Origin of the sequence: Streptomyces sp. NPDC090077 (assembly GCF_044747545.1) — a bacterium.
Classification (GTDB): Bacteria; Actinomycetota; Actinomycetes; order Streptomycetales; family Streptomycetaceae; genus Streptomyces.
Window position 1 is genome coordinate 13,888 of the sequence record NZ_JBIVEG010000003.1, and the last position, 25,393, is coordinate 39,280.

Annotated in this window: 25 protein-coding genes and 1 pseudogene; 15 read left to right on the plus strand and 11 right to left on the minus strand. The window is 74.5% G+C overall.

What is annotated here, in order from left to right:
* The first annotated feature begins 30 nt into the window (after positions 1 to 30).
* The 4 genes from rimO (at position 31) to ACIPW5_RS07080 (ending at position 3,242) form a co-directional block, all read left to right on the plus strand.
* Positions 31 to 1,533: a 30S ribosomal protein S12 methylthiotransferase RimO gene (rimO, locus tag ACIPW5_RS07065; protein ID WP_401241467.1), complete on the plus strand. Its 1,503-nt coding sequence runs from the start codon at positions 31 to 33 to the stop codon at positions 1,531 to 1,533.
* A complete protein-coding gene (pgsA, locus tag ACIPW5_RS07070; RefSeq protein WP_401241469.1) occupies positions 1,530 to 2,186 on the plus strand; it encodes a CDP-diacylglycerol--glycerol-3-phosphate 3-phosphatidyltransferase in 657 nt (218 codons plus the stop codon). The genes rimO and pgsA overlap by 4 nt, the downstream gene beginning before the upstream one ends.
* Positions 2,187 to 2,251: 65 nt before the next feature.
* Complete coding sequence (locus ACIPW5_RS07075) at positions 2,252 to 2,752, plus strand: CinA family protein (RefSeq protein ID WP_401241471.1); 501 nt, start codon at positions 2,252 to 2,254, stop codon at positions 2,750 to 2,752.
* 109 nt (positions 2,753 to 2,861) lie between these two features.
* Positions 2,862 to 3,242, plus strand: a complete 381-nt coding sequence (locus ACIPW5_RS07080) for a helix-turn-helix domain-containing protein (RefSeq protein WP_007266936.1) — start codon at positions 2,862 to 2,864, stop codon at positions 3,240 to 3,242.
* A gap of 419 nt (positions 3,243 to 3,661) precedes the next feature.
* Here ACIPW5_RS07080 and ACIPW5_RS07085 read toward each other — a convergent pair whose 3' ends face one another.
* From ACIPW5_RS07085 to ACIPW5_RS07100, 4 genes are all read right to left on the minus strand, one after another.
* On the minus strand, positions 3,662 to 4,432 hold the full coding sequence (locus ACIPW5_RS07085; RefSeq protein ID WP_401241474.1) for an SDR family NAD(P)-dependent oxidoreductase: 771 nt from the start codon (positions 4,430 to 4,432) through the stop codon (positions 3,662 to 3,664).
* A 32-nt stretch (positions 4,433 to 4,464) separates the two neighbouring features.
* Positions 4,465 to 5,277: an Fpg/Nei family DNA glycosylase gene (locus tag ACIPW5_RS07090; RefSeq protein WP_401241476.1), complete on the minus strand. Its 813-nt coding sequence runs from the start codon at positions 5,275 to 5,277 to the stop codon at positions 4,465 to 4,467.
* Positions 5,278 to 5,428: 151 nt separating this feature from the next.
* The gene (locus tag ACIPW5_RS07095; RefSeq protein WP_401241478.1) at positions 5,429 to 6,148 is read right to left on the minus strand and encodes a hypothetical protein; all 720 of its coding nucleotides are present in this window, start codon (positions 6,146 to 6,148) and stop codon (positions 5,429 to 5,431) included.
* A gap of 173 nt (positions 6,149 to 6,321) precedes the next feature.
* Positions 6,322 to 10,914, minus strand: coding sequence for an ATP-dependent helicase (locus ACIPW5_RS07100; protein WP_401241481.1), 4,593 nt, complete (start codon positions 10,912 to 10,914; stop codon positions 6,322 to 6,324).
* 81 nt (positions 10,915 to 10,995) lie between these two features.
* Between ACIPW5_RS07100 and ACIPW5_RS07105 the strand changes: the two genes are divergently transcribed.
* The 3 genes from ACIPW5_RS07105 to ACIPW5_RS07115 all read left to right on the plus strand — a co-directional run bounded on the left by ACIPW5_RS07105 (position 10,996) and on the right by ACIPW5_RS07115 (position 12,951).
* Positions 10,996 to 11,835: an AraC family transcriptional regulator gene (locus tag ACIPW5_RS07105; RefSeq protein ID WP_401241484.1), complete on the plus strand. Its 840-nt coding sequence runs from the start codon at positions 10,996 to 10,998 to the stop codon at positions 11,833 to 11,835.
* A 94-nt stretch (positions 11,836 to 11,929) separates the two neighbouring features.
* Complete coding sequence (locus ACIPW5_RS07110; RefSeq protein WP_401241486.1) at positions 11,930 to 12,646, plus strand: AzlC family ABC transporter permease; 717 nt, start codon at positions 11,930 to 11,932, stop codon at positions 12,644 to 12,646.
* Positions 12,643 to 12,951, plus strand: coding sequence for an AzlD domain-containing protein (locus ACIPW5_RS07115; RefSeq protein ID WP_042801959.1), 309 nt, complete (start codon positions 12,643 to 12,645; stop codon positions 12,949 to 12,951). The genes ACIPW5_RS07110 and ACIPW5_RS07115 overlap by 4 nt, the downstream gene beginning before the upstream one ends.
* On the opposite strand, the gene ACIPW5_RS07120 is transcribed toward ACIPW5_RS07115, so the two are convergent.
* Positions 12,920 to 13,951, minus strand: a complete 1,032-nt coding sequence (locus ACIPW5_RS07120) for a hypothetical protein (RefSeq protein WP_401241489.1) — start codon at positions 13,949 to 13,951, stop codon at positions 12,920 to 12,922. The two genes, ACIPW5_RS07115 and ACIPW5_RS07120, sit on opposite strands and share 32 nt — an antisense overlap.
* An 81-nt stretch (positions 13,952 to 14,032) precedes the next feature.
* Here ACIPW5_RS07120 and ACIPW5_RS07125 point away from each other — a divergent pair, with 81 nt between their 5' ends.
* Complete coding sequence (locus tag ACIPW5_RS07125; protein ID WP_401241492.1) at positions 14,033 to 14,227, plus strand: DUF3046 domain-containing protein; 195 nt, start codon at positions 14,033 to 14,035, stop codon at positions 14,225 to 14,227.
* 279 nt (positions 14,228 to 14,506) lie between these two features.
* Positions 14,507 to 15,598: an AI-2E family transporter gene (locus ACIPW5_RS07130; protein ID WP_401242222.1), complete on the plus strand. Its 1,092-nt coding sequence runs from the start codon at positions 14,507 to 14,509 to the stop codon at positions 15,596 to 15,598.
* On the opposite strand, the gene ACIPW5_RS07135 is transcribed toward ACIPW5_RS07130, so the two are convergent.
* A complete protein-coding gene (locus ACIPW5_RS07135; protein WP_401241495.1) occupies positions 15,552 to 16,307 on the minus strand; it encodes a Clp protease N-terminal domain-containing protein in 756 nt (251 codons plus the stop codon). The genes ACIPW5_RS07130 and ACIPW5_RS07135 overlap by 47 nt on opposite strands.
* Before the next feature lie 110 nt (positions 16,308 to 16,417).
* Between ACIPW5_RS07135 and ACIPW5_RS07140 the strand changes: the two genes are divergently transcribed.
* Entirely contained in the window at positions 16,418 to 16,990 is a 573-nt protein-coding gene (locus tag ACIPW5_RS07140; protein ID WP_401241497.1) for an HPP family protein, read from the plus strand.
* Positions 16,991 to 17,048: 58 nt separating this feature from the next.
* Here ACIPW5_RS07140 and ACIPW5_RS07145 read toward each other — a convergent pair whose 3' ends face one another.
* A complete protein-coding gene (locus ACIPW5_RS07145) occupies positions 17,049 to 17,474 on the minus strand; it encodes a hypothetical protein (RefSeq protein WP_401241500.1) in 426 nt (141 codons plus the stop codon).
* Positions 17,475 to 17,772: 298 nt separating this feature from the next.
* Between ACIPW5_RS07145 and ACIPW5_RS07150 the strand changes: the two genes are divergently transcribed.
* Positions 17,773 to 18,633, plus strand: coding sequence for a serine protease (locus ACIPW5_RS07150; protein ID WP_401241502.1), 861 nt, complete (start codon positions 17,773 to 17,775; stop codon positions 18,631 to 18,633).
* Between the two features lie 33 nt (positions 18,634 to 18,666).
* Here ACIPW5_RS07150 and ACIPW5_RS07155 read toward each other — a convergent pair whose 3' ends face one another.
* Positions 18,667 to 18,927: a hypothetical protein gene (locus tag ACIPW5_RS07155; RefSeq protein ID WP_401241504.1), complete on the minus strand. Its 261-nt coding sequence runs from the start codon at positions 18,925 to 18,927 to the stop codon at positions 18,667 to 18,669.
* 69 nt (positions 18,928 to 18,996) lie between these two features.
* Here ACIPW5_RS07155 and ACIPW5_RS07160 point away from each other — a divergent pair, with 69 nt between their 5' ends.
* From ACIPW5_RS07160 to ACIPW5_RS07175, 4 genes and pseudogenes are all read left to right on the plus strand, one after another.
* Positions 18,997 to 19,332 carry a lysine transporter LysE gene (locus ACIPW5_RS07160; protein ID WP_401241507.1) on the plus strand — a complete coding sequence of 112 codons (336 nt, stop codon included), beginning with the start codon at positions 18,997 to 18,999 and terminating at the stop codon, positions 19,330 to 19,332.
* Positions 19,333 to 19,514: 182 nt separating this feature from the next.
* Entirely contained in the window at positions 19,515 to 20,621 is a 1,107-nt protein-coding gene (gene recA / locus ACIPW5_RS07165; RefSeq protein WP_401241509.1) for a recombinase RecA, read from the plus strand.
* Positions 20,534 to 21,202, plus strand: a pseudogene (gene recX / locus ACIPW5_RS07170) (recombination regulator RecX); the annotation flags it as partial. The gene recA and the pseudogene recX, both read left to right, overlap by 88 nt.
* A 109-nt stretch (positions 21,203 to 21,311) precedes the next feature.
* On the plus strand, positions 21,312 to 23,855 hold the full coding sequence (locus tag ACIPW5_RS07175) for an FtsX-like permease family protein (protein ID WP_401241512.1): 2,544 nt from the start codon (positions 21,312 to 21,314) through the stop codon (positions 23,853 to 23,855).
* A gap of 435 nt (positions 23,856 to 24,290) precedes the next feature.
* On the opposite strand, the gene ACIPW5_RS07180 is transcribed toward ACIPW5_RS07175, so the two are convergent.
* From ACIPW5_RS07180 to ACIPW5_RS07190, 3 genes are all read right to left on the minus strand, one after another.
* Positions 24,291 to 24,677, minus strand: a complete 387-nt coding sequence (locus ACIPW5_RS07180; RefSeq protein ID WP_401241515.1) for a rhodanese-like domain-containing protein — start codon at positions 24,675 to 24,677, stop codon at positions 24,291 to 24,293.
* On the minus strand, positions 24,674 to 25,210 hold the full coding sequence (locus ACIPW5_RS07185) for a cysteine dioxygenase (protein ID WP_401241517.1): 537 nt from the start codon (positions 25,208 to 25,210) through the stop codon (positions 24,674 to 24,676). The genes ACIPW5_RS07180 and ACIPW5_RS07185 overlap by 4 nt, the downstream gene beginning before the upstream one ends.
* Positions 25,211 to 25,302: 92 nt before the next feature.
* Entirely contained in the window at positions 25,303 to 25,389 is an 87-nt protein-coding gene (locus ACIPW5_RS07190) for a putative leader peptide (protein ID WP_311318651.1), read from the minus strand.
* Positions 25,390 to 25,393 lie beyond the last annotated feature (4 nt).

A 25,393-nucleotide genomic window follows, 5' to 3' on the forward strand; every position in this document is an offset into this window, starting at 1 on the left:
CGGCCGCCGGGACGAAGTAGTCTTGAGTCCATGCCCGAACGCCGTACCGTCGCCCTTGTCACTCTTGGCTGCGCCCGTAACGAGGTGGACTCGGAGGAGCTCGCAGGCCGCTTGGCGGCGGATGGCTGGGAGCTCGTCGAGGACGCCGCCGACGCGGACGTAGCCGTCGTCAACACCTGTGGCTTCGTCGAAGCCGCCAAGAAGGACTCCGTAGACGCCCTGCTGGAAGCCAACGATCTCAAGGATCACGGCAAGACCCAGGCCGTCGTCGCCGTCGGCTGTATGGCCGAGCGCTACGGCAAGGAACTCGCCGAAGCGCTCCCCGAGGCCGACGGAGTCCTCGGTTTCGACGACTACGCCGACATCTCCAACCGCCTCCAGACCATCCTCAACGGTGGCAGCGTCGAGGCGCACACCCCGCGCGACCGGCGCCAGCTGCTGCCGATCAGCCCGGCCGAGCGGCAGAGCGCCGCCGTGGCGCTGCCCGGCCACGCCCAGGCCGCCGAGGAGCCCGCCCCGGCCCCCGCCGACCTGCCGGACGGGCTCGCCCCCGCCTCCGGGCCGCGCGCGCCGCTGCGCCGCCGCCTGGACAAGAGCCCGGTCGCCTCCGTGAAGCTCGCCTCCGGCTGTGACCGGCGCTGCTCCTTCTGCGCCATCCCGTCCTTCCGCGGCTCCTTCATCTCCCGCCGCCCCAGCGACGTGCTGGGCGAGACGCGCTGGCTCGCCGAGCAGGGCGTCAAGGAGATCATGCTGGTCTCCGAGAACAACACCTCGTACGGCAAGGACCTGGGCGACATCCGCCTGCTGGAGACCCTGCTGCCCGAGCTGGCCGCCGTCGACGGCATCGAGCGCGTCCGCGTCAGCTACCTCCAGCCCGCCGAGATGCGGCCCGGGCTGATCGACGTGCTGACCTCCACCCCCAAGGTCGTGCCGTACTTCGACCTCTCCTTCCAGCACTCGGCACCCGACGTGCTGCGCGCCATGCGCCGCTTCGGCGACACCGACCGCTTCCTGGAGCTGCTGGACACCATCCGCTCCAAGGCCCCGCAGGCCGGCGTCCGGTCCAACTTCATCGTCGGCTTCCCCGGCGAGAAGGAGTCGGACTTCGCCGAGCTGGAGCGTTTCCTCACCCACGCCCGCCTCGACGCCATCGGCGTCTTCGGCTACTCGGACGAGGACGGCACCGAGGCCGCCGGCTACGAGGACAAGCTGGACGAGGACACCATCGCCGAGCGGCTCGCGCACATGCAGCGGCTCGCCGAGGAGCTGACCTCGCAGCGCGCCGAGGAGCGGATCGGCGAGACCCTGGAGGTGCTCGTCGAGACGGTCGTCCCGCTCGACGAGGCGGAGGAGGGCGAGGGTGCCTACGGGCGCGCCGCCCACCAGGCCCCCGAGACCGACGGCCAGGTCGTCTTCACCGACGGCGCGGGCCTGGTCCCCGGCCGTATCGTCACCGCCAAGGTGGTCGGGACCCTGGGCGTCGACCTCGTCGCCGAGCCCCTGGGCGTGGAACTCGAGGAGGCGGCCGGATGACCGGAGTCCCGGCATCGGCGGCGGGCGGGACCGGCCGCCGGCCCGCGCCCGGCACGAAGCTCGGGACTGCGGCCGTCAACCAGGCCAGCCTCTGGAACATCGCCAACATCCTGACGATGATCCGGCTCGTCCTCGTGCCGGGATTCGTCCTGCTGCTGCTCGCCGACGGGGGCTACGACCCCGTCTGGCGGGCGCTGGCCTGGGCGGCCTTCGCCGTCGCCATGATCACGGACGTGTTCGACGGGCACCTGGCCAGGACGTACAACCTGGTCACGGACTTCGGGAAGATCGCCGACCCCATCGCCGACAAGGCGATCATGGGGTCGGCGCTCGTGTGTCTCTCCTGGCTCGGCGACCTGCCCTGGTGGGTCACCGGGGTGATCCTCGGGCGCGAGCTCGGCATCACGCTGATGCGGTTCTGGGTGATCCGGTACGGGGTGATCCCGGCCAGCCGGGGCGGCAAGCTGAAGACCCTGGCCCAGGGCACGGCCGTGGGCATGTACGTGCTCGCGCTGACGGGGCCGCTGGCGACCCTGCGCTTCTGGGTGATGGCCGTCGCCGTCGTGCTGACCGTCGTCACCGGTTTGGATTACGTCCGGCAGGCCGTGGTGATGCGCCGGGCGGGTCTGGCGGCGGAGCGGGCCGCGACGTGACATACGGGGCGGGGGACGCGCCGGAGGCCGCGGAAGCGGCGGAAGGTGCCGCGGGGGCGGCAGCGGTGGCCGGGGACGTGCTGCGGCTGCTCGCGGAGAGTGACCAGACGCTCGCGGTAGCGGAGTCGCTGACCGGCGGCATGGTGGCTTCCGAGCTGACGGCCGTGCCGGGGGCCTCGCGCGCCTTCCGCGGCTCGGTCACGGCGTACGCCACTGAACTCAAGCACCGCGTCCTCGGGGTGGACGCGGAACTGCTCGCGGCCGAAGGCGCGGTGAACGCACAGGTCGCGGAGGAGATGGCCGCCGGTGTGCGGCGGGTGCTGGGTGCCTCGTGGGGGATCGCGACGACCGGAGTGGCCGGCCCGGACCCCCAGGACGGGCAGCCGGTGGGCACCGTCTTCGTCGCCGTGGCGGGTCCGCGGAGCAGGAAAACGGCCCGGCTGCGGTTGAACGGCTCCCGTGCGGAAATCCGTAGGGAGAGTGTACGGACAGTGCTCGAACTCCTCTCGAGCGAACTCCGCGAGAATCTGCGGGGGCAGGATACGGAACAGAACGGGGGGATTTGATGTTTGCAGCCCTGAGTGAACACGACATCGCTCCCCGCACGGCCGCGGCGCGAGGCGGTACGGTGGGGCGTGAAGGTTACGGCTACACGGTCAGAGGAGGGAGCCACCGATGATTCTGCTCCGTCGCCTGCTGGGTGACGTGCTGCGTCGGCAGCGCCAGCGCCAGGGCCGTACTCTGCGCGAAGTCTCCTCGTCCGCCCGAGTTTCGCTCGGCTATCTCTCCGAGGTGGAGCGGGGGCAGAAGGAGGCATCCTCCGAGCTGCTCTCCGCGATCTGCGACGCGCTGGACGTACGGATGTCCGAGCTGATGCGCGAAGTCAGTGACGAGCTGTCGCTGGCGGAGCTTGCGCAGTCGGCCGCCGCAAGCGAACCGGTGCCGGCACCGGTGCGCCCGATGCTCAATTCGGTCTCCGTGGCCTCGGTCACGGGCGGACCCGAGCGGGTGACCATCAAGGCACCCGTGGAAGCGGTGAACGTCGTAGCCGCTTGAGCGTTCCGTTGGGTATGTGAGCGTGGCGGGAGCCCCGGGTGGTGCGCGAGCACCGGCCGGGGCTCCTTGCCGTTCCGGGGGCCCTCGCGGGGTGCGCCCGGCGTTCTGGGTGCGGGGGCGCGGAGGGTGCGGGAGGATGGGCCCGTCCGGGAACCGGCCCTTCCCCCAGACTCCGTCCGGGGGGATCCCCAGGGAGGTCGCCGTGCGGCGGTCGCTGCGCATACCTGTGGCGGTGCCCTTCGCCCTGGCCGTGGCGGCGCTGTGGTGGTGGGCCGTGCTGCGCCTGGCGCTGGCGCCGGCCGAGGCGGGCCCGGTGGAGGGCGCGATGGCGGTCGGCGGCTGGGGCCTGGGGCTGCTGCCGGTGCACTGCGTGCCGGGGCCCGTGCGCGGGGCGGGTGGGGAGCCGTCCGGGGCAGCGGCTACCAGGGCATCGACACCCCGCCGTTCGGGCGCAGGATCTGCCCGGTCATGAAGGACGAGGCGTCCGAGGCCAGGTAGAGCACGGCCTGGGCGATGTCCTCGGGTTCGCCGACCCGGCCCAGCGGGGACATGCGGACCATGGCGGCCTCGGTCTGCTGCTGGACCTCGGGGCCGTGGCGGCCGGTCATGGGCGTGCGGACCCAGCCGGGGGCGACGGCGTTGACACGGATCCCGTGCGGGCCGCTCTCGGTGGCCAGGGTCTTGGTCAGCTGGACCACGGCGGCCTTGGCGGCGCTGTAGCAGAGCAGGCCGGGCTGGGCGGCGTCCACGGCGCCGGAGGCCATGGTGACGACCGAGCCGGGGCGGCCGGCGGAGATCATCGCGCGGACGGCCTCCTGGCAGGTGCGCAGGATCCCCTTGAAGTTGATGTCGAGGATCCGGTCGAGGTCCTCGTCGGTGGTGTCCAGGACGCTGCTGGTGTGCATGACCCCGGCGATGGCGGCCGCGATGTCGAGGGGGCCCGCGGCGGCGACGGCGGCCCGCAGGGCGGCCCGGTCGGTGACGTCGAGGGGGTGTGCGGTGGCCGAGCCGCCCTCCGCGGCGATCAGGTCGGCGGTCTCGGCGAGGCCCCGTTCGTCGCGGTCCGCGCAGTGGACGGCGGCTCCGGCGCGGGCGAGGAGGAGGGCGGTGGCACGCCCGATGCCGCCGGCGGCTCCGGTGACGAGCGCGGTGCGGCCGGTGAGGTCGTACGAGGCGATCGGTGTGGGCATGCCAGGACCGTACGAGTGGATCTGACGGTCCGTCAACTACCGGGGTGGTCCGGGACCGGGCCGGACTGGCAGCGGGGGCACCAGTAGGTGGGCCGGCCGTCCTGCGCGGCCTCGCGGACGGGGGTGCCGCAGCGCAGGCAGGGGCGGTGGGCGCGGCCGTAGACGAAGAGCTCCCGGCCGGGGCGGCGGCTGCCGGTGGTGTTGCGGGGTCCCCCGTGGCCGGTGTTCGCCGCCAGCAGGCGCTGGGCGGCGGCCGCGATGCGGGGGACGGTGGCGGCGGGGTCGGGGAGCGCCCCGACCGGGGTCCAGGGGGTGGCCCGGGCGAGGAAGCAGAGCTCGCACTTGTAGATGTTGCCGATGCCGGCCAGGTTGCGCTGGTCGAGCAGGGCCGCGCCGAGGGGCCGGGCCGGGTCGGCGAGGAGGTTGGCGGCGGCACGCTCCCGGTCCCAGTCGGGGCCCAGGAGGTCGGGGCCGAGGTGGCCCACGGCCCGGGCCTCGTCCGCGGTGCGCAGCAGTTCCAGTACCGGGAGCCGGTAGCCGACCGCGGTGGCGGCGGCGGTGGACAGGACGGCCCGGATCTCGTGGGAGGGCCCGCCGCGCCACTTCTCGCCGGGGGCGAAGAGCCGCCAGGAGCCGTCCATGCCGAGGTGGCTGTGGAGGGTGAGGCCGCCTTCGAGGCGGGCGAGGAGGTGCTTGCCGCGCGGGGTGACGTCGAGGACGGTGCGGCCGGTGAGGTCGGCGGTGGCGAAGCGGGGCACGCGCAGGTCGGCGTGGGTGAGGGGGCTGCCCGCGAGGGCGGCGTGCAGCCGGGCCGCCGCGCGGTGGACGCTGTCTCCTTCGGGCACGGGTCCATTGTCGGGCCCGCCGGGTCCGTGCGCGGTGCCGACGGGTCGGGAGGCGGGGCGGCCGGGCCCGGACGAGCGGAACCCCCTGGGCGGGGTGGCCGCCGCAGGGGGTTCGCGGATCAGGAGGTGTGAGGGCCGGACGGGCCGCTCGTCACTTCCAGGTGAGGCCCTTCTGCGGCGGGGAGGCCAGGTTGTTGTACGGGTCGCCCCAGTACAGGGCGCCGGAGACCTTGGTGCCGGTCGGGGCCAGGGCCACGGCGCAGGAGTTCTGCGACTGGCCGTTGGTGAAGCCCTTCGGCAGCGACTCGCTCGGGCACTTGTCGAACTTGCCGGCGATCAGCAGCACGTCGGACTCGCTGCCGCCGTCGAGCAGGCCCTTCATGTGGCCGACGGAGGAGAAGGACAGGTCCGTGCTGCCGGTGTTCTTGACCGTGTAGCGGATGTAGAAGGGGGTCTTGCCCTTCACCTTGTCGGGGGCGATGTTCACCGCGGCCAGGTCGGACGGGTTGCCCGCGTCGATGCCGGTGACGGTGATGGCGAGCTGGCCGCCCTTGTTGCTGCCGTAGCTGAACGGGACGGTGGCCGCCTCGCCGATCTTGAAGGCCTGGCCGGACTTCGCCACGGCGCCGCCGGCGGCGCCGCCCGGGGCCGGGGAGGCGCCCGCCGAGCCGTCGTAGCCGCCCGCCGAGGAGCTGGGCGCGGCCGGGGCGACCGGCTGGGCCGAGGAGCCGGCGGAGGCGGCGGCGGACGGGGCGGCCGGAGCCGCCGGCGTCTCCTCGATGCCGTCCTTGCAGCCGGTCAGGACGAGGGTTCCGGCGACGGCGAGGCCGGCGGCGGCGAGGGTGGTCCTGCGCATGCTGTTGGTGCTCACTGTTCTTGTCCCCCATGACGGGGCACCGCCGAGCGCGGTGCCTGTGATCACCTTTGATAAGCCACGGATAAGCGCCCGGGCCAGCCCTGGAGCCCCTGTGGAGCGGCTGGCAGCAGTTTCGTGACATGCCCAAGACATACGTGTCCGGGCCGAGACCGGACCGGGCCGGAGCGTCAGCTGCGCAGCCGCAGCCCCTTCGGGGTGGCGTGGAAGCCCGCCGCCTCCAGGGCCGCGCCCAGGGGGGAGGTCAGGGCCGCCGCCGCGTTGATCCGCTCCACCGTCAGCGCCGGCAGGGTGCCCGCGCGGGCCCCGGCGGCCAGCGCGGCCACGGCCGCCTCCAGCCGCGGATCCCCCGCCTCCGGCCAGGCCAGCAGGGTCTTGCCGCCGCGCTCCAGGTACAGGGTCAGCTCCCCGTCGACCAGCACCACCAGGGAGCCCGCCTTGCGGCCCGGCTTGTGCGAGGCGCCCGCCGGCGGCTCCGGCCAGGGCAGGGCCGCCCCGTACGCGTTCGCGGGATCGGCGGCGGCCAGGACCACCGCGGCCAGCGGCGGGGGGTTCTTCTCGGCGGCGCGGAGCCGGTCCACGGCACCGTCCATCGCGAACTGGGCCGCGCCCAGCCCCTCCACCACGTATCCCCGGCGGGCCTGGCCGCCGTCCTCGAACGCCGACAGCACCCGGTAGACGGCGCTGAAGCCGCCCTGCACGCCCTCCGCCGCCACCGCCCCCCGGGTGACCACCCCGTGCCGGTCCAGCAGGGTGCGGGCCAGGGCGTGCGCCCGGTGGGTCGGGTCGGGGGCCTGCGCGGGCAGCAGCGACCAGCGGCCCGAGACCGTCGGCGGGCCGTTGCGGGACACCGACGCGCTCAGGCTGCCGTACCGGCCGCGCGGCACCGTGCGCCGGGCCCGGTGCGCGGTGGCCCCCGCCGTGCGCCCCGAGCCCAGCAGGGAGCGCAGCGGGGCCAGGGTGTCGTTCGTCAGCCGGCCCGACCAGGCCAGGTCCCACAACACCTCGGAAAGCTCCAGGTCGGAGGCCTCCGGGTGGTGGGCGCGGACGGACTGGGTGATCTGCCGGAAGAACAGGCCGTACCCGCCGGCCAGGCTCTCCAGGACCGCCTGGTGCAGCGGGCCCGCCTCCAGCGGATGCGGATCGGGCAGCAGCAGCGGAGCGGCGTCCGCCAGGTACAGGGAGATCCACCCGTCCTTGCCCGGCAGGGCCCCCGCACCCGCCCACACCACCTCCCCGTTACTGGTCAGCTCGTCCAGCAGCGTCGGCGAGTACCCCGCCACCCGCGAGGGCAGGATCAGCCGCTCCAGCGCCGAGGCCGGTACCGGGGCCCCCTGGAGCTGCTCCACGGCGCGGGCCAGGCCGTCGACCCCGCGCAGGGCCCCGCCCAGGTGCTGCCACTGCGGCAGGAACGTTGCCAGCGAGGCCGGCGGGACCGGCTCCAGCTCCTGGCGCAGGGCCGCCAGCGAACGCCGCCGCAGCCTGCGCAGCACCGTCGCGTCACACCACTCCTGGCCGATGCCGGCCGGATGGAACTCGCCCTGCACCACCCGGCCCGCCGCCGCGAGCCGGTGCAGGGCGCCCTCGGTCACCGCCGCGCCCAGGCCCAGGCGGGCGGCCACCACCGCCGTGGTGAACGGCCCGTGGGTGCGCGCGTACCGGGCCAGGAGATCGCCGAGCGGGTCCTTGACCGGCTCGGTGAACGCCTCCGGCACCCCGACCGGCAGGGCCGTGCCCAGTGCGTCGCGCAGCCGGCCCGCGTCCTCGATGGCCGCCCAGTGGTCCGCGCCGCCGATCCGCACCCGGATCGCCCGCCGGGCCGCCTCCAGCGCCCGCGGCCAGCCGGGCTGGGCCCCCCGCGCGGCCAGCTCGGCGTCCGTCAGCGGGCCCAGCAGCCGCAGCAGGTCCGCCACCGACTCGGCGTCCCTGGCGCGCCGGTCCTCCGTCAGCCACTGGAGCTCCCGCTCCAGCTCCTCCAGCACCTCCGCGTCGAGCAGCTCCCGCAGCTCCGCCTGGCCCAGCAGCTCGGCCAGCAGCCGGGAGTCCAGCGACAGCGCCGCCGCCCGCCGCTCGGCCAGCGGCGAGTCCCCCTCGTACAGGAACTGCGCGACGTACCCGAACAGGAGGGAGCGGGCGAACGGCGAGGGCTCCGGGGTGGTGACCTCGACCAGCCGGACCCGGCGCGCCTCGATGTCCCCCATCAGCTCGGTCAGGCCCGGTACGTCGAACACGTCCTGGAGGCACTCGCGGACGGCTTCCAGCACGATCGGGAAGGAGCCGAACTCCGACGCCACCTGCAGCAGTTGCGAGGCGCGCTGGCGCTGCTGCCACAACGGGGTGCGCTTGCCCGGACTGCGCCGGGGCAGCAGCAGGGCGCGCGCCGCGCACTCGCGGAACCGCGACGCGAACAGCGCCGAGCCGCCGACCTGGTCGGTGACGATCCCCGAGACCTCGCCCCGGTCGAACACCACGTCCGCCGCACCCAGCGGGGCCTGCTCGTCGTCGAACTCGAACGCCGCGGGCCGCGCGGGGTCGTGGTCCAGCAGGTCCATGGAGAGCAGGTCGGCGTCCGGCAGGCGCAGCACGATCCCGTCGTCGGCGTGCATCACCTGGGCGTCCATGCCGTACTTCTCGGCGAGGCGGGCGCCCAGCGCCAGCGCCCACGGGGCGTGCACCTGGGCGCCGAAGGGGGAGTGGACGACGACCCGCCAGTCGCCCAGCTCGTCCCGGAACCGCTCCACCAGCACGGTCCGGTCGTCCGGCACGTGTCCGCAGGCCTCCCGCTGCTCCGCCAGGTAGGCGAGCACGTTGTCGGCGGCCCAGCCGTCGAGACCGGCCGCCAGCAGCCGCAGCCGGGCGTCCCCGTCGGAGAGCGCGCCCAGTTCCCGCAGGAACGCGCCGACCGCGCGGCCCAGTTCCAGGGGGCGGCCCAGCTGGTCGCCCTTCCAGAACGGCAGCCGGCCCGGCACCCCCGGGGCGGGGGTGACCAGGACCCGGTCGCGGGTGATGTCCTCGATCCGCCAGGAGGTGGTGCCCAGGGTGAACACGTCGCCCACGCGGGACTCGTAGACCATCTCCTCGTCCAGCTCGCCGACCCGGCCCCCGCCCTTCTTCGGGTCGGCGCCGGCCAGGAACACCCCGAACAGGCCCCGGTCCGGGATGGTGCCGCCGGAGGTGACCGCGAGCCGCTGGGCGCCGGGCCGCCCCGTGACCGTCCCGGCGACCCGGTCCCACACCACGCGCGGTCTGAGCTCGGCGAACGCGTCCGACGGGTAGCGGCCCGCCAGCATGTCCAGCACCGAGGTGAACGCCGACTCGGGCAGCGCCGCGAAGGGCGCCGCCCGCCGCACCAGCGCCAGCAGCTCGTCCAGCTGCCAGGTGTCCATGGCGGTCATCGCCACCAGCTGCTGGGCGAGCACGTCCAGCGGGTTGGAGGGGATCCGCAGCGACTCGATCGCCCCGGTCCGCATCCGCTCGGTGACCACGGCGGCCTGCACCAGGTCCCCCCGGTACTTGGGGAAGACCACACCGGTGGAGACCGCGCCCACCTGGTGCCCGGCCCGGCCCACCCGCTGGAGCCCCGAGGCCACCGACGGCGGCGACTCCACCTGCACCACCAGGTCCACCGCCCCCATGTCGATGCCCAGCTCCAGGCTGGAGGTGGCGACGACGGCGGGCAGCCGGCCCGCCTTCAGGTCCTCCTCGACCTGTGCGCGCTGCTCCTTGGACACCGAACCGTGGTGCGCGCGGGCCAGCAGCGGCGGGGCGCCCAGGGCGGCGCCCGACTGGGCCATGATCTCCGCCGGGGGCGGTGCGCCCTCGGCGAGCGGTGCGCCCGTGGCCCGCTCGTGGGCGATCTCGTTGAGCCGGTTGCACAGCCGCTCGGCGAGACGGCGGGAGTTGGCGAACACGATCGTCGAGCGGTGGGCCTGCACCAGGTCCGCGATCCGCTCCTCCACGTGCGGCCAGATCGACGGCTTGTCGCCGCCCTCCCGGCCCTCCGTCGCCGGGGAGCCCCCCAACTCGCCCATGTCCTCGACCGGGACGACCACCGACAGGTCGAACTCCTTGGACGACGGCGGCTGCACGATCTCCACCCGGCCGCGCGGCGCCAGGTAGCGGGCCACCTCCTCCACCGGCCGGACCGTCGCCGACAGCCCGATCCGGCGGGCCGGGCGGGGCAGCAGCTCGTCCAACCGCTCCAGGGAGAGCGCCAGATGGGCGCCGCGCTTGGTCCCGGCGACGGCGTGCACCTCGTCCAGGATCACCGTCTCCACCCCCGACAGCGCCTCCCGCGCCGCCGAGGTCAGCATCAGGAACAGCGACTCCGGCGTGGTGATCAGGATGTCCGGCGGCCGCGTCACCAGAGCCCGGCGCTCGGCGGCCGGGGTGTCCCCCGAGCGGATCCCCACCCGGACGTCCGGCTCCGGCAGCCCCAGCCGGGCCGACTCCTGCCGGATCCCCGTCAGCGGACTGCGCAGGTTGCGCTCCACGTCCACCGCCAGGGCCTTCAGCGGCGACACGTACAGCACCCGGCACCGCTTGCGCGCCTCGGCCGGCGGCGGCTGCGAGGCGAGCCGGTCCAGGGCGGCGAGGAAGGCGGCCAGGGTCTTGCCCGACCCCGTCGGCGCCACCACCAGCACGTCCGAGCCCTCCCCGATGGCCCGCCAGGCGCCCTCCTGCGCGGGAGTGGGCGTACGGAAGGCCCCCGTGAACCACGAGCGGGTCGCGGGGGAGAACGAATCGAGCGCAGCGCCTGCCATGCCCCCATCGTGCACCCCGCCTCTGACAACCGGGCCCGACCTGCGCAAACGCCCCGCCGCGGCGAGGCGCAGAATGAGGGCATGGGGACGGACGGCGGACGCGCGCGCGGCGAGTGGGCACGGCACTGGCAGTACGAGGAACTGCCCGGCCTGGACCTGCTGCGCGCCCACTACGTGCGCCACACCTTCCCCCGCCACGCCCACGACGGGTACGTCATCGCCGCCGTCACCGGCGGGGTCGAGGAGATCGGCCTGCCCGGCGGCACCGTACGGGCCGGGCCGGGCAGCGTGGTGCTGATCAACCCGGAGGTCGCGCACACCGCCCGCGCCGGGGTCCCCGAGGGCTGGGCGTACGCCACCCTCTACTCCCCGCGCGAGCTGATCGCCGAGGTCGCCGCCGAGATCGCCACCCCGCGCGGCACCCCCGGGTTCACCACCGACCTGGTCGCCGACGCGCAGGGCGCACGGGCCATCACCGAGGTCCACCGGGCCGCCGAGGCCGGGAACGCGCTGGCCGCCGACACCCTGCTGCGGGGCGTCGTGGCCCGGATGCTCAGCCGGCACGCCGGCCCGCTGCCCGCCCGCCCCGTGCGCGGCGCGGGCGCCGCCGACGCCGAACGGGCCAGGGCCGTACTGGAGGACCGGATGGCCGAGCCGCCCTCGCTGGAGCAGCTCGCCGCCGGACTCGGCACCAGCCCCTTCGCGCTGCTGCGCGCCTTCCGGGAGCGGTACGGGATGCCCCCGCACACCTGGCTGACCGACGCCCGGGTGCGCAGGGCGCGCCGGCTCCTCGACGCGGGCGTCCCGCCCGCCGAGGCCGCCGTCACCGTCGGCTTCACCGACCAGCCCCACCTGAACCGGCACTTCACCCGCATCGTCGGCGTCCCGCCGGGCGCCTACCGCAGGGAACGCGCAGGTTAGGCCCGCTGCTCGCGGCAGCCCGGACGGGCGCGCAAGAACGTACAAGACCCGGCCGGTCCTCCCCGCCTACCTTCGGGGCGTGGGAGAACATCAGATGGTGATACAAGAGGCCCCCGGCGCGGTCGAAGGCCGTCCGCGGGCCGCCGTCGTACGGGATGCGCTCGGGGTCGGCGTGGCCGTCGGCCTGTCCGGGTTCGCGTTCGGCGTGACCGCGGCCGGCGCCGGGATCAGCGTGCTCCAGGCCTGCGTGCTGAGCCTGCTCGTCTTCACCGGCGCCTCGCAGTTCGCGCTGGTCGGAGCACTCGCGGCGGGCGGGAACCCGTTCACCGCCGCCGCCGGGGCCTTCTTCCTCGGCACCCGCAACGCCTTCTACGGGCTGCGGCTGTCCCAGCTGCTGGCCCTCCCGAAGGCCGTCCGGCCCCTCGCCGCGCACTGGGTGATCGACGAGACCACCGCCGTGGCCCTGGCCCAGCCCGACCGCAGGTCGGCCCGGCTCGGCTTCACCGTGACCGGGCTCGCCCTCTACGTGCTGTGGAACCTCACCACCCTGCTGGGCGCGCTCGGCGCCGAGGCCATCGGCGACACCGCCGCCTGGGGGCTCGACGCCGCCGGGCCGGCCGTGTTCCTCGCCCTGCTCGCGCCGATGCTCAAGAGCACCACCGAGCGGGCCGTCGCCGCCCTCGCCCTGGTGCTGGGGCTGGGCTTCCTGCCGGTGCTGCCGGCCGGGGTGCCCGTACTGATCGCCGCGCTGGCCGCACCCGCGGTGCTGTGGATGAAGGGCCGCCGTTCGCCGGAGGGAGAGCGCTCGTGAACGTCTGGATCGCCATCGGGCTCACCGTCGTCGGCTGCTACGCCGTCAAGCTCGCCGGACTGCTCGTGCCCGCGGGGGCCCTGGAACGCCCCGTGGTGCGCCGGCTCTCCGCCCTGCTGCCCGTCGCGCTGCTCGCCGCGCTCACCGCCCAGCAGACCTTCAGCACCGGCCACGAGCTGGTCCTCGACGCCCGCGCCGCCGGGCTCGCCGCCGCCGGGGTCGCCCTGCTGCTGCGCGCCCCGTTCCTGCTGGTCGTCGGCGCGGCCGTGGTGGTCACCGCGGGCGTCCGGGCGCTGGGAGGCTGACCCCGCCGGCCCCAGCCGGGGCCCCGATCGGCCGCCCGTACGCCCGCAGCGTCAGCAGGGCCTCCAGGGTGGCGATCGGCCGCCGTTCCAGCGAGCTGCCCGGAGCCCAGGCCCGGCGGTGCACCGGCCAGCCGCCGTCGGGCTGCTGCTCCGCCGCGAGGAAGTCCAGCGAACGCCGCATCTCCTCGTCGGTGAACCAGCCCCGGGCCAGCGACTCCGGCCGCCGCGCGTAGTCGTGCGGGAACAGCTGCTCGCCCGGCGCGTAGCCGGGGGCGGTCGGGTACTCCGCGCGCCGGTCCGGTTCGAGCACCGCCAGCCGCCGCTCGCGCACCAGCCGGCCCAGCCGGTCCGCGGCGGCCGCGGCACGGGCCCGGTCCGGGGCGCCGTCGAGGAAGGCCACCGCGCTCTGCACCTCGTACGGATGGGTCTGGCGCAGGCCCTCGACCCGCTCCCAGCAGAAGTCCGTCGCCCGGAACAGCCAGGCGTGCCAGATCCGGTTGCGGTGCAGCACCCCGACGACGGGCCCCGTGGTCAGCAGCGTCCCCGGCGGGTCGTCGCACACCGGGTGGTACGGGGCGGCGGGATAGTCCCGCGGGCCCGCCAGGGCCAGCGGGAGCGCGCCCTCCGGGGTGGAGACCCGGGTCAGGTGGCGGCACAGCCGTTCGATGCGCTGCCCGGCGCACCGGCCGAGGGCGTCGAGGACCCGCAGGGCGTGCGCGGTGTGCAGGGGCTGGCTCAGCGGGCCGCGCAGGTCGGGGTCGAGCGCGTGCCCGTAGCCCCCGTCGTCGCCGAGGTAGGAGCCGAGGGCGGCGTCGACGGGGTCGGCGTCCCCGCCGAGGAAGTGGAACGCGAACCGCCGCTGCTCCAGCACCCGGGCCGTGAGCCAGGTGAACCGTTCGGCACGGGCCAGCGGGCCGGCCGCGGGGGAGGCGGGGGCGGAGGGGGCCGTCGGGGCCGCCGGGCCCGGTGGGGCCGGCGTGGAAGCTTCGTCTCCAGGCATGCGTGACACCGTAGGGCGCGCGCACGGGGGCGCAGGGGAGCAACGGGGCCGGTGCACTCTCCGGGGCGGGATACTGGAGGCATGCGGTTGACGATTTTCTGGGAGCGGATGGCCGAGCACTTCGGCGCGGGCTACGCGGACTCCTTCGCCCGGGACCACGTGATGGCCGAACTGGACGGACGCACCGTCCACCAGGCGCTGGACGAGGGCTGGGAGACCAAGGACGTGTGGCGCGCGGTGTGTTCGGCGATGGACGTGCCCGCCTCGCTGCGCTGACCCGGCCGCCCCGGCACGCGGCGCAGGCCCCGCCGGCCGGCCGGTCCCGTCCGGTTTCGTGGTCCGGGCGGACGGTGGGACAGACTGGGCGGCGTGGCAGCAACAGAAGAGACGACCGACCAGACGACGGGCCGGACGGAGGACGGGACGGCCGCCGGGCCGGCGGACCCGTCGGAGGGCGCCCCCGGAGCCGGCGCCCCCGAGGCCCCCGCGGGAGCGGGCACCGTCCCGCCCGGCACCGTCCCACCCGGGACCGCCCCGGCCGGGGCGGAGGCGCGGATGCCGCGCTGGCTGCCGCGCGCGGTGGTCCTCGTACTGGCCCTGGTCGCCTGCTTCCAGCTCGGCAGCTGGGCCTTCCACCAGCTGATCGGGCTGCTGGTCAACATCCTGATCGCGTTCTTCCTCGCGCTCGCCATCGAACCGGCCGTGGCCAGGATGGCGGCCCGCGGGATGCGCCGCGGGCTCGCCACCTTCCTGGTCTTCCTGGGCGTGTTCGTCGCGGCCGCGGGGTTCCTCGCGCTGCTCGGTTCGATGCTCGCCGGGCAGATCATCGACATGGTCGAGGGCTTCCCGGGTTACCTCGACTCGGTGATCGACTGGATCAACCGGACCTTCCACACCGATCTGTCCCGGCTGGAGATCCAGGACAGCCTGCTGCACTCCCAGTGGCTCCAGAAGTACGTGCAGAACAGCGCCACCGGTGTGCTCGACGTGTCCACCACCGTGCTCGGCGGGCTCTTCAAGCTCCTGACGATCTTCCTGTTCTCCTTCTACTTCGCCGCCGACGGGCCCAGGCTGCGGCGCGCGCTGTGCTCCGTGATGCCGCCCGCCAAGCAGCGCGAGGTGCTCCGGGCCTGGGAGATCGCCGTGGCGAAGACGGGCGGCTACCTGTACTCGCGCGGGCTGATGGCACTGATCTCCGGCATCGCGCACTACGTCCTCTTCGCGGTGCTCGGCGTGCCGTACGCGCCCGCCCTCGCGGTGTGGGTGGGGCTGGTCTCCCAGTTCATCCCCACCATCGGCACCTACCTGGCGGGCGCGCTGCCGATGCTGATCGCCTTCACCGTCAACCCCTGGTACGCGCTGTACGTCCTCGGGTTCGTGGTGATCTACCAGCAGTTCGAGAACTACGTCCTCCAGCCGAAGCTCACCTCGAAGACCGTGGACATCCATCCCGCGGTGGCCTTCGGCTCGGTCATCGCGGGCACCGCCCTGCTGGGCGCGGTCGGGGCGCTCATCGCGATCCCGGCCGTCGCCACCCTGCAGGCCTTCCTCGGCGCGTACGTGAAGCGGTACGAGCTGACGGGTGCGGCGGCCGGCGAGGCTACGCCCCCGCGTCCCCGCCGAGTACGGCTGCGAGGGCTTCGGTGACGGTCGCCTCGGCGGCGGCCTTGTCCAGTCCGGCGCCGCTGAGCGGGCCCTCGCCGTTCTCCAGCTCCAGGAGCGCGAGCAGGACGTGTTCGGTGCCGACGTAGCCGTGGCCCAGGCGCAGGGCCTCGCGGAAGGTGAGCTCCAGGGCCTTCTTGGCGTTCGCGTCGAAGGGGACGAGGTCGGGGACCGCGGCCTCGGCCGGGGGCAGGGCGGCGGTCACGGCGGTGCGCAGTGCTTCCACGTCGACGCCGCGGGAGGTGAGGACGTGGGCGGCCAGGCCCTCGGTCTCGGCGAGCAGGCCGAGCAGCAGGTGCTCGGTGCGGATCTCGGTGTTGCCGGCGGCACGGGCCTCGTTCTGCGCGGACATGACCGCGTTGCGGGCGCGGGGGGTGAAGCGGCCGAATCCCGCGTTCGGGTCGAGGCCGGGGTCGCCGTCCTTGTCCGCCTTGGGGACGAAGCGCTTCTGGGCGGCCTGGCGGGTGACGCCCATGCTGCGGCCGATGTCGGTCCAGGAGGCGCCGGAGCGGCGGGCCTGGTCGACGAAGTGGCCGATGAGGTGGTCGGCCACGTCGCCGAGGTGTTCGGCGGCGACGACGGCGTCGCTGAGCTGGTCGAGGGTGTCGGAGTGGACCTTCTTGATGGCCTCGATCAGGTCGTCGAGGCGTACCGGATTGGTCATGCGAACGGGTTCCACCGAAGGGTTCGTCATGAGTGCAACCCTAGGTTGACACTTCGAGGGGTGTCAACCGTCGGTTGTCACTCGGTGGTGGGTGGTTCCGTATAGGGCCGTGATGCGGGGGGCGCGTAGACCTGGCCCCCATGAGTGCGGACACGAGTCACACGCGTACGGGGCCTGCGTCGAAGGCGGCCGGCCGGGCCCGCCCCGGGCTCTCCGGCGTGCTGGCGGGGCGGGCTCCCGCGCCCGCGTCGCCGGCACGGGCCGCCGCCCTGCACAGCGGCGGGGTCGCGGCGGCCGCGCTGCTGGCACTCGTCGGCATCGGCGCGGTCCTCCGCGAGCCGGTGCTGATCCCGCCGGTCGCGGCGAGCGCGGCGATCGTCTGCGGGGTGCCCGCGCTGCCGCTGGCCCAGCCGCGCAGCGTCCTCGCCGGGCACCTGCTGTGCGCGGCCGTGGGCTACCTGGCGCTGGCCCTGCTGGGGGGAGCGCCGTGGGTGGCGGCGCTGGGGGCGGGGGTGGCGGTGGGGGTGATGACCCTGGCCCGGACCCCGCATTCGCCGGCGGCGGCGACCACCGTCGTGGTGGTGCTCCAGGCGCCGGATCCCCTGGTGTTCGTACCGCTGCTCGCGGGGGCGGCGCTGGTGCTGGTGCTGGCCGGGGCGGTCGCCTCGCGGGCCCGGCGGGGTGCGGTGCGCTACCCCGTGTACTGGTGGTGAGCCCGGGGGCGGAGAGGGGCTGGGGACGGGTCCCCCTGCACCCCCGGGCCGTCAGGCGTCAGGCGACGGGCTGGCTCTGACCCGTCAGCAGGCCGAGCAGCTGGTCCATCTCGGCGCGCCAGATGCGGTGCACGTTCATCCGGGTCGGCGCGGCCTGGCCGGGGAGCTGCATGCGGAAGGAGCTCCAGACGGCGTTGCGCTTGACCTCGGTGATGCTGCCGACGGCCTCGGCGGGGGATATCGCGAAGACGATCTCCTGGGGGCGGTTGCTCATCCGGCTGGCCTTGTGGAGCACCACGGCCTGCTCGGTGACGGTGACGAAGTAGTAGGTGAGGAACGCCTGGCCGATGAGGCCGAGCATGCTCATCAGCCACACGCTGGGGCCGGCGATGGCCTGGATCGTGACGATGGGCTTGTCGGTGGGGTTGGCCTGGGCGAGGGCGTCTGCCACCTGCTGCTGGATCGTGGCCTTCTTGATGGCCATGGGTCCTCCTGAGCGGAATTTTCACGGCCCCCGTCGTCGGGGGCACCGCAGGGTACCGACCGTCCGGAGGGGGTTCCGCGCCAGCCCGGGGTGCCGGTGCATGTGCCCCGGTAGGGGCATCGGTGCCCGCCTCGTGGGGTGTTGGAATGGTTGATTCCGGATGCGTCGCAGGCCCGGCGGTGGGGCTTCGGCCCAACGGGCAAGGCCCTCTTGTGGGTTGGGCTCCCTGGTTTGAGAATGCGCATGACAACCGGAAGATCTTCGGTCGTCACATCCTTCACCAGAGGGGACCCCCCACATGAACAAGCCTCTCGCCGCCGTCGCGCTCGCCTTACTCCTCACCGGAGCGGCAGCGGCCCCGGCCATGGCCTCGACCTCGGCCTCCGACACGGCCGCCGGCACACCCACCGCCGCCGCGCCCGCCGTCGCGGTCACGTACGCGGGCACGGTCGCGCTCAGCAACTGCTCCGGTTCCGTCGTCCGCACCCCGAACTCCCAGCCCGGAGACCCCGCGCTCGTCCTCTCCAACGGGCACTGCCTGGAGACCGGCTTCCCGGCGGCCGGCCAAGTCCTCGTCAACCGGGCGTCCAGCCGCACGTTCTCGCTGCTCAACGCCGCGGGCTCGAAGGTCGCGACGCTGCGCGCGAACAAGATCGCGTACGGGACGATGACGGACACGGACGTCTCGCTCTACCAGCTGACCACGACGTACGCGCAGATCCAGAGCCAGTACGGGATAGCGGCACTCACCCTCAACGACGCCCGCCCGGCGCAGGGTTCGTCCATCAAGGTCGTCTCCGGGTACTGGAAGCGCACCTACAGCTGCAACGTCGACGGGTTCGCGTACCGCCTCAAGGAGGGCGCCTGGACCTGGAAGGACTCGGTCCGCTACACCTCGTCCTGCAACACCATCGGCGGCACGTCCGGCTCGCCGGTGATCGACACGACGACGGGCAAGGTGGTCGCCGTCAACAACACGGGCAACGAGGACGGCCAGCGCTGCACGGACAACAACCCGTGCGAGGTCGACGCGAACGGCAACGTGACGGTCCGCCGGGGCATCAACTACGCCCAGCAGACCTACACCCTCGTCCCGTGCATCGGCCCCGGCAGCCAGATCGACCTGAGCCGCCCCGGCTGCACCGTGCCGAAGCCGTAACCCCCGCCTGACGCCGGGGCCTCGCCCACCCCCTCACGGGGTGGGCGAGGCCCCGGTGAGGGACATCCGGCTCCGGACGGTCTCCTGGTGGGAGCCGTCCGCGGTACCCGCCGCCACGGCCGCCGCGTCCCCGGCGGAGCGCGGCGCCCCCGCGCGGGCCGGCAGGACGAGCGGCCACTGCGGGCCCGGGCCGGGCGGCGCCCCGTCGAAAGGCTCCCGGTCCCAGGGCCCGTCGAACCGCCACGCCCGGCCGCCGCCGCCGACCTCGTCGCCCGGCCCACCGACGGCAACCATCGCCGTGCCGCCGGGGTCTTCTCCTCCGGGCCCCGCGCAGGGGCGACGGGCGCGGGGCGGGGAGGCATCGTGCGGGTCCGCAGGGCCGTGAAGGCCGTCGGCGACTTCGTGATCGAGGCGGCGGGCGAGTTCGTCGGGGAGCTGATCCTCAGCCTGCTCGCCTGCGCCCTCCTCGGCGGCCTGGCGCTGGCCGTCCACCTGAGCTGGTCCGCCAGCCCGCGCCTGACCGTCGCGGGGGCCGGGCTGCTGGCCCTGCTCTTCGCCCACGGCGCCTGGCGGACCTTCCGCGATCCCGCGGAGGGCAGCCCCCGGGGTTTCGCCGCCGTGACCGCCGCCTGCTTCACCCTCGCCGCCGGGACGGCCGGCTTCCTGCTGGTCTACGGCGGCGACTGCGGCTGCCTGTGAGTCCGGCGGCTCCCTGCCCGCCGACGCCCCGCCGGGGCGGGCGTGGCTCGCTTGACAGGGAAATCGAACATCCATTCTGATGGGTTATCCACAGCCGAAACGGGCGTGGGAGCGCATTGTCAGTGGCAGGCGTTAGCGTCAATGGCGTGAAGCGATCGACTCAAGCAAACCGGGTGGAACCCATGGCAGGCACCGACCGCGAGAAGGCTCTCGACGCCGCGCTCGCGCAGATTGAACGGCAATTCGGCAAGGGTGCGGTCATGCGCCTCGGCGACAAGCCGAACGACCCCATCGAGGTCATCCCCACCGGGTCGACCGCGCTGGACATCGCCCTCGGCGTCGGCGGTCTGCCGCGCGGCCGCGTGGTCGAGATCTACGGCCCGGAGTCCTCCGGTAAGACGACCCTGACCCTGCACGCCGTGGCGAACGCGCAGAAGGCCGGCGGCACCGTCGCCTTCGTGGACGCCGAGCACGCCCTCGACCCCGAGTACGCCCGGGCCCTCGGCGTGGACACCGACAACCTCATCCTGTCCCAGCCGGACACCGGCGAGCAGGCCCTCGAGATCGTCGACATGCTGGTCCGCTCCGGCGCGCTCGACCTGATCGTCATCGACTCCGTCGCGGCGCTCGTCCCCCGCGCGGAGATCGAGGGCGAGATGGGCGACTCGCACGTGGGTCTCCAGGCCCGTCTGATGAGCCAGGCCCTCCGCAAGATCACCGGTGCGCTGAACCAGTCCAAGACCACCGCGATCTTCATCAACCAGCTCCGCGAGAAGATCGGTGTGATGTTCGGCTCGCCGGAGACCACCACCGGTGGCCGCGCGCTGAAGTTCTACGCCTCCGTGCGCATCGACATCCGCCGCATCGAGACCCTGAAGGACGGCACGGAGGCGGTCGGCAACCGCACCCGCTGCAAGGTCGTCAAGAACAAGGTCGCGCCGCCCTTCAAGCAGGCCGAGTTCGACATCCTCTACGGCCAGGGCATCAGCCGCGAGGGCGGCCTGATCGACATGGGCGTGGAGCACGGCTTCATCCGCAAGGCCGGCGCCTGGTACACGTACGAGGGCGACCAGCTCGGCCAGGGCAAGGAGAACGCCCGCAACTTCCTGAAGGACAACCCCGACCTCGCCAACGAGATCGAGCGCAAGATCAAGGAGAAGCTCGGCGTGGGCGTCCGCAAGGACGCCGAGGGTGACGAGTCCGCCGCCGCCGCGCCGGCCGACGCCTCGGTGCCCGCCCCGGCGTCGAAGGCCAAGCCCGCGGCCAAGGCCGCCGTGGCCAAGAGCTGACCGTGCGCGAAGAGCAGGAGCGGGGCGGCAGAGCGAGGGGCGGCCGGGAGGGCCGCCAGGAGCTGCCGCCCCAGAGTCCCGAGGAGCAGGCGCGGGCGATCTGTCTGCGCCTGCTCACCGGGATGCCCCGCACCCGGCGGCAACTGGAGGAGGCCCTCGCGAAACGGGGCATCCCCGAGGAGGTGTCGCAGGAGGTCCTCTCCCGCTACGAGGAGGTGGGCCTGATCGACGACGCCGCCTTCGCCGGGGCCTGGGTGGAGTCCCGGCACCGCGGCCGGGGCCTGGCCCGCCGGGCCCTCGCGCAGGAGCTGCGGACCAAGGGGGTGCACACCACCCTCGTCCAGGAGGCGCTGGAACAGCTGGACTCCGAGCAGGAGGAGCAGACCGCCCGGGAACTCGTGGAGCGCAAGCTCCGCAGCACCCGCGGCCTGGAGCGGGACAAGCGGATCCGGCGCCTCGCCGGAATGCTCGCCCGCAAGGGATACCCCGAGGGCATGGCCCTGCGGGTGGTCCGGCGCGCGCTGGAGACCGAGGGCGACGACGTCGACGACGCCGACGGCCCGGGGTACCCCGGGTACTGAGCCCGGGCCCCGCGAAGGGGGCCGGGTTCCGGGGGTGGGGGTAGCCCCCGGAAGAGGACGCCGGGGCGCTCCAGTGCCGGAAAACCGGCACGCGGCCAGAGTTGACCGCATGATGCTGCGTTACGCCCTTCAGACCATCCGGGACCGCAAAGCCGGCTTCCTCGGAGCCTTCGTCGCGCTCCTGTGCGCGGCGGCCCTGATCACCGCCTGCGGCACCCTCCTGGAGACCGGACTCCGCGGCCGGATCGTCACCGAACGCTACGCCGGCACCCCGGTGGTCGTCTCCGCCGACCAGAACGTCCACCAGACGACGGTCAAGGAGAAGAAGGGCAAGACCAAGACGAAGCACAAGGCCAAGCCGGTCGCCGAGCGGGCCTGGCTGCCGGCCTCCACCGTGGAGACCGTACGCGCCGTCCCCGGCGTCGAGCGGGCCGTGCCCGAGCTGACCTTCCAGGCCGTCCCGCTCCTGAAGACACCGGCCGGCCCGGACCGGCCCTCGTACGGGCACGCCTGGACCTCCGCCGTCCTCACTCCCTTCACCCTCGCCGAGGGCCGCGCCCCCCAGGGCGGCGACGAGGTCGTCGTCGACCGCGCCCTCGCCACCCGGGCGGGACTGGCCGCCGGCGCGCGGCTGACCGTACAGGCCACCGGCGAGCCGAAGACCTACACCGTCAGCGGCATCGCGCGGACCGCCGCCGGCGACCCCGTACGACAGGCCTCCCTGTTCTTCAGCGACTCCGAGGCCGAGCGGCTCGCCGCCCGCGCCGGACAGGTCGCCGCCGTCGGAATCCTGCCCCGGCCCGGGACCGACGCCGACCGGCTGGCCGGACAGGTCCGCCGGGCACTGGCCGCCACCCCGCAGGGCGCCACCGCACAGGTGGCCACCGGGGACGACCGCGGGCCCGTCGAGTTCCTCGACGCCGCCGGGGCCCGGATCAAGCTCGTCTCCATGGGCGGCGCCATGGGCGGAACCTCCCTCCTCGTTGCGATCCTGGTGGTCGTCGGCACCTTCGCCCTCTCCGTGCAGCAGCGCTACCGCGAACTCGCCCTGCTGCGGGCCATCGCCGCCACCCCCAAGCAGCTGCGCCGCATGATCGGCCGCGAGGCCCTGCTCGTCGGCCTCGCCGCCGGCCTCACCGGCTCCCTCGCCGGACTGCCGCTCGCCGCCTGGCTGCACGGCCGCTTCGTCAGCAGCGGCGTGATCCCCACCACCCTGGAACGCACCGCCGGGATCTTCCCGATGTTCGCCGCCGTCGGCGCGAGCCTCCTCGGAGCCTGGGCCGCCGCACGGATCACCGGCCGCCGGATCGCCCGGATCCGCCCCGCCGAGGCACTGGCCGAAGCCGCCGTCGAGCGGGCCCGCCCCTCCTGGATCCGGACCCTGGCCGGACTGCTCCTGCTGGCCGGCGGAGCGGTACTGGTCGTCGTACTCGGCTCGCTGCGCACCGAACCCGCCTCCACCCCCGTGACCTTCCTGGCCGTGGTGGTCCTGGCCGGCGCGGTGTCGCTGCTCGGCCCGCTGCTCGTCCGGCTCGCCACCGCGCTGCTCGCCGAACCCCTGCGGCTGGCCGGCCCCGGCGGCCGCCTGGCCACCGCCAACCTGCGCGGCAACGCCACCCGCATGGCCTCCGCCGTCACCCCGCTCACCCTGCTCATCGGCATGACCTGCACCGTGCTCTTCGTCACCCCGACCCTCGGCGACGCGGCCCGCGCCCAGGCCCGCGAAGGCGTCCGCGCCCAGTGGGTCGTCGCCGCGCAGGGCCCCGGCGTCAGCGCCGCCACCGCCGAGCGGATCCGCCGCACCCCGGGCGTCACCGCCGCCACCGAGATCGTGCACACCTCGGTCCGGGTCGGCCTCACCAAGTACGCGGTCCAGGGCGTGACCCCGGCCGGCCTCACCCGCACCTGGGACCCGGAGGTCACCAGCGGCAGCCTGGACGGCTTCGGCGAGAACAGCGCCGCCGTCAGCGAACTCGCCGCCGACCAGCTGGGGCTGAAGCCCGGCAGCCCGCTGAAGCTGACGCTGGGCGACGGGACCCCGGTGACGCTGACCGTCTCCGCCGTGTACGGCCGGGGCCTGGGCTTCGGCGACCTGACCCTGCCGCACCGTCTGGTGGCCGCGCACGTGGACAACCCCCTCGCCGCCAGTGTGCTCGTCGCGGCGGAGCCGTCCGTCGGCCGGGAGCAGTTGGCCGCCCCGGGCATCGCGGTGCTGTCCGCGGCGGAGGCCGACACGGCACGGGCCGAACGGCAGCAGGCCGGCGCCGAGATCAACCTGCTGGCCATGGGCCTGGTCCTGGCCTTCACCGCCATCGCGGTCGTCAACACCCTGGCGATGTCCACCGCCGAGCGGTTCCGGGAGTTCGCGATGCTGCGGCTGGCCGGGGCGAAGCGGCGCCAGGTGCTGCGGATGCTGCGCACGGAGACCCTGGCCGTGCTGCTGATCGGGGCGGTGCTCGGGTCGGGGATCTCGCTGGCCGTGCTGACCGCGTTCAGCGTGGGCATGACGGGGGTGGCGGCGCCGGCGGTGCTGCCGCTGGTGTACGCGGTGGTGATCGGCGCGGCCGGGCTGCTGGCGCTGGCCGCCACCGCCCTCCCGGGCCGGGCCGCCCTCCGGCTCCGCCCGGTGGAGGTCGCCACCTCCAAGGCGTGACCCCGGTCCCGCCGGGCCCCGCCCCTCCGGCCGTACGGCCGGCCGGAGGGGCGGGGCCCTTCCCCTGGCCGGGTCCCCGACACCGCTGCCGGAGCCACTCCCCGCCCCACCCTTCGCCCGTTCCCTGGGGGCTCCGCCCCCAGACCCCCGCGCCTCAAACGCCGGCGAGGCTATATCTAGCCTCGCCGGCGTTTGAGGCGCGGGCGCGGTAGCGCCGTATGGGTCCGGGCGCAGCCCGGGGAACGGTGGAAGGGCGGGTAGGGGACCCAGCCCCGCGCAGCGGCACACCACCCGCAGACGACCCACCGGCCCCGGCCACCCGAACCGGCCCCGCCCCGCAGGCCGCCGGACGGAGTCCGGCGCAGCGGCGTGAAGCCGGGGAGGCCGCCCGCGGCTGAGCCGCGCGAGCGGCGCGTCAAGAAGGAGGGCGGCGCGTCAGAGAAGGGGAAGCCCCGCCGCGCGCCACGCCTGGAACCCGCCCGTGAGGTCGGTGGCCCGCCGCAGCCCCAGCGCGTGCAACGACACCGCGGCCAGCGAAGACGCGTAGCCCTCGTTGCAGATCACCACCACCCGCAGGTCGTGCGAGACCGCCTCTGGCAACCGGTGGGAGCCCTGGGGGTCCAGCCGCCACTCCAGTTCGTTGCGTTCGACGACCACCGCCCCCGGGATCAGCCCGTCCCGCTCGCGCAGCGCCTGGTAGCGGATGTCCACCAGCAGGGCCCCGTCCAGCGAGGCCTCGTACGCCTCGCGCGCGTCGACGCGGTCGTACGTCGCGCGGACCCGCTCCAGCAGCTCGTCGATGCCCACGGCGCCGGCGCTCACTGCCAGTCCGCCGGGCGCTCGACGTGCTCCAGCCGCAGCACGGGACCGCTGCGGCTGTACCGGCGGATCAGCGGCAGCGGCGGGTAGTACGCGTGGACGGACACCGCGTGCTCGGAGGCGGACTCGTTGAGCACCTCGTGGACGTGGTGCTCCCCGAAGGCCCGCCCGCTGGCCGCGCCGAGGCGGCGGGTGCGGTCCACGTCGGGGGCCAGTTCCAGGCTCTGCCAGCCTTCCGAGGGCAGCCGCACCGTCAGGGAGTGCTCCGTCAGCCGGCCCCGCGCGGTGGCGAAGGCGCCCCGGGACTCGGCGTGGTCGTGCCAGCCGGTGCCGGTGCCCGGCGGCCAGCCGATCAGCCAGGCCTCGCTGCCGCCGGGCCCGTCGAGGCGGATCCAGGTGCGGCCCTCGGGGTCGAGGGGGAGCGAGCCGACGATCTCGGGGTCGGCGGCGGTGCGCAGGGCGAAGTCGAGGAGTTCCGCCGCCGTCGGGGCGGACGTCGGGCGGGCGGGGGCGTGCGTGGACACGGGGGAAGGCATGGGTGGTGACCGTCCTGGGGTTCGCGAAGGTGCGCGCGCCGGGCGGCAGGCCGCAAGGGGCCGGGCTCAGGGGCGCGCGGAGGGAAGGCGAATCAGCAGGAGGGGCGACACACGCAGCCCGCGTAGCGGAGCAGGTCCATGTGAACCCTCCGCCACAGGCGTACGTCGTTGCCGGTCATGTCC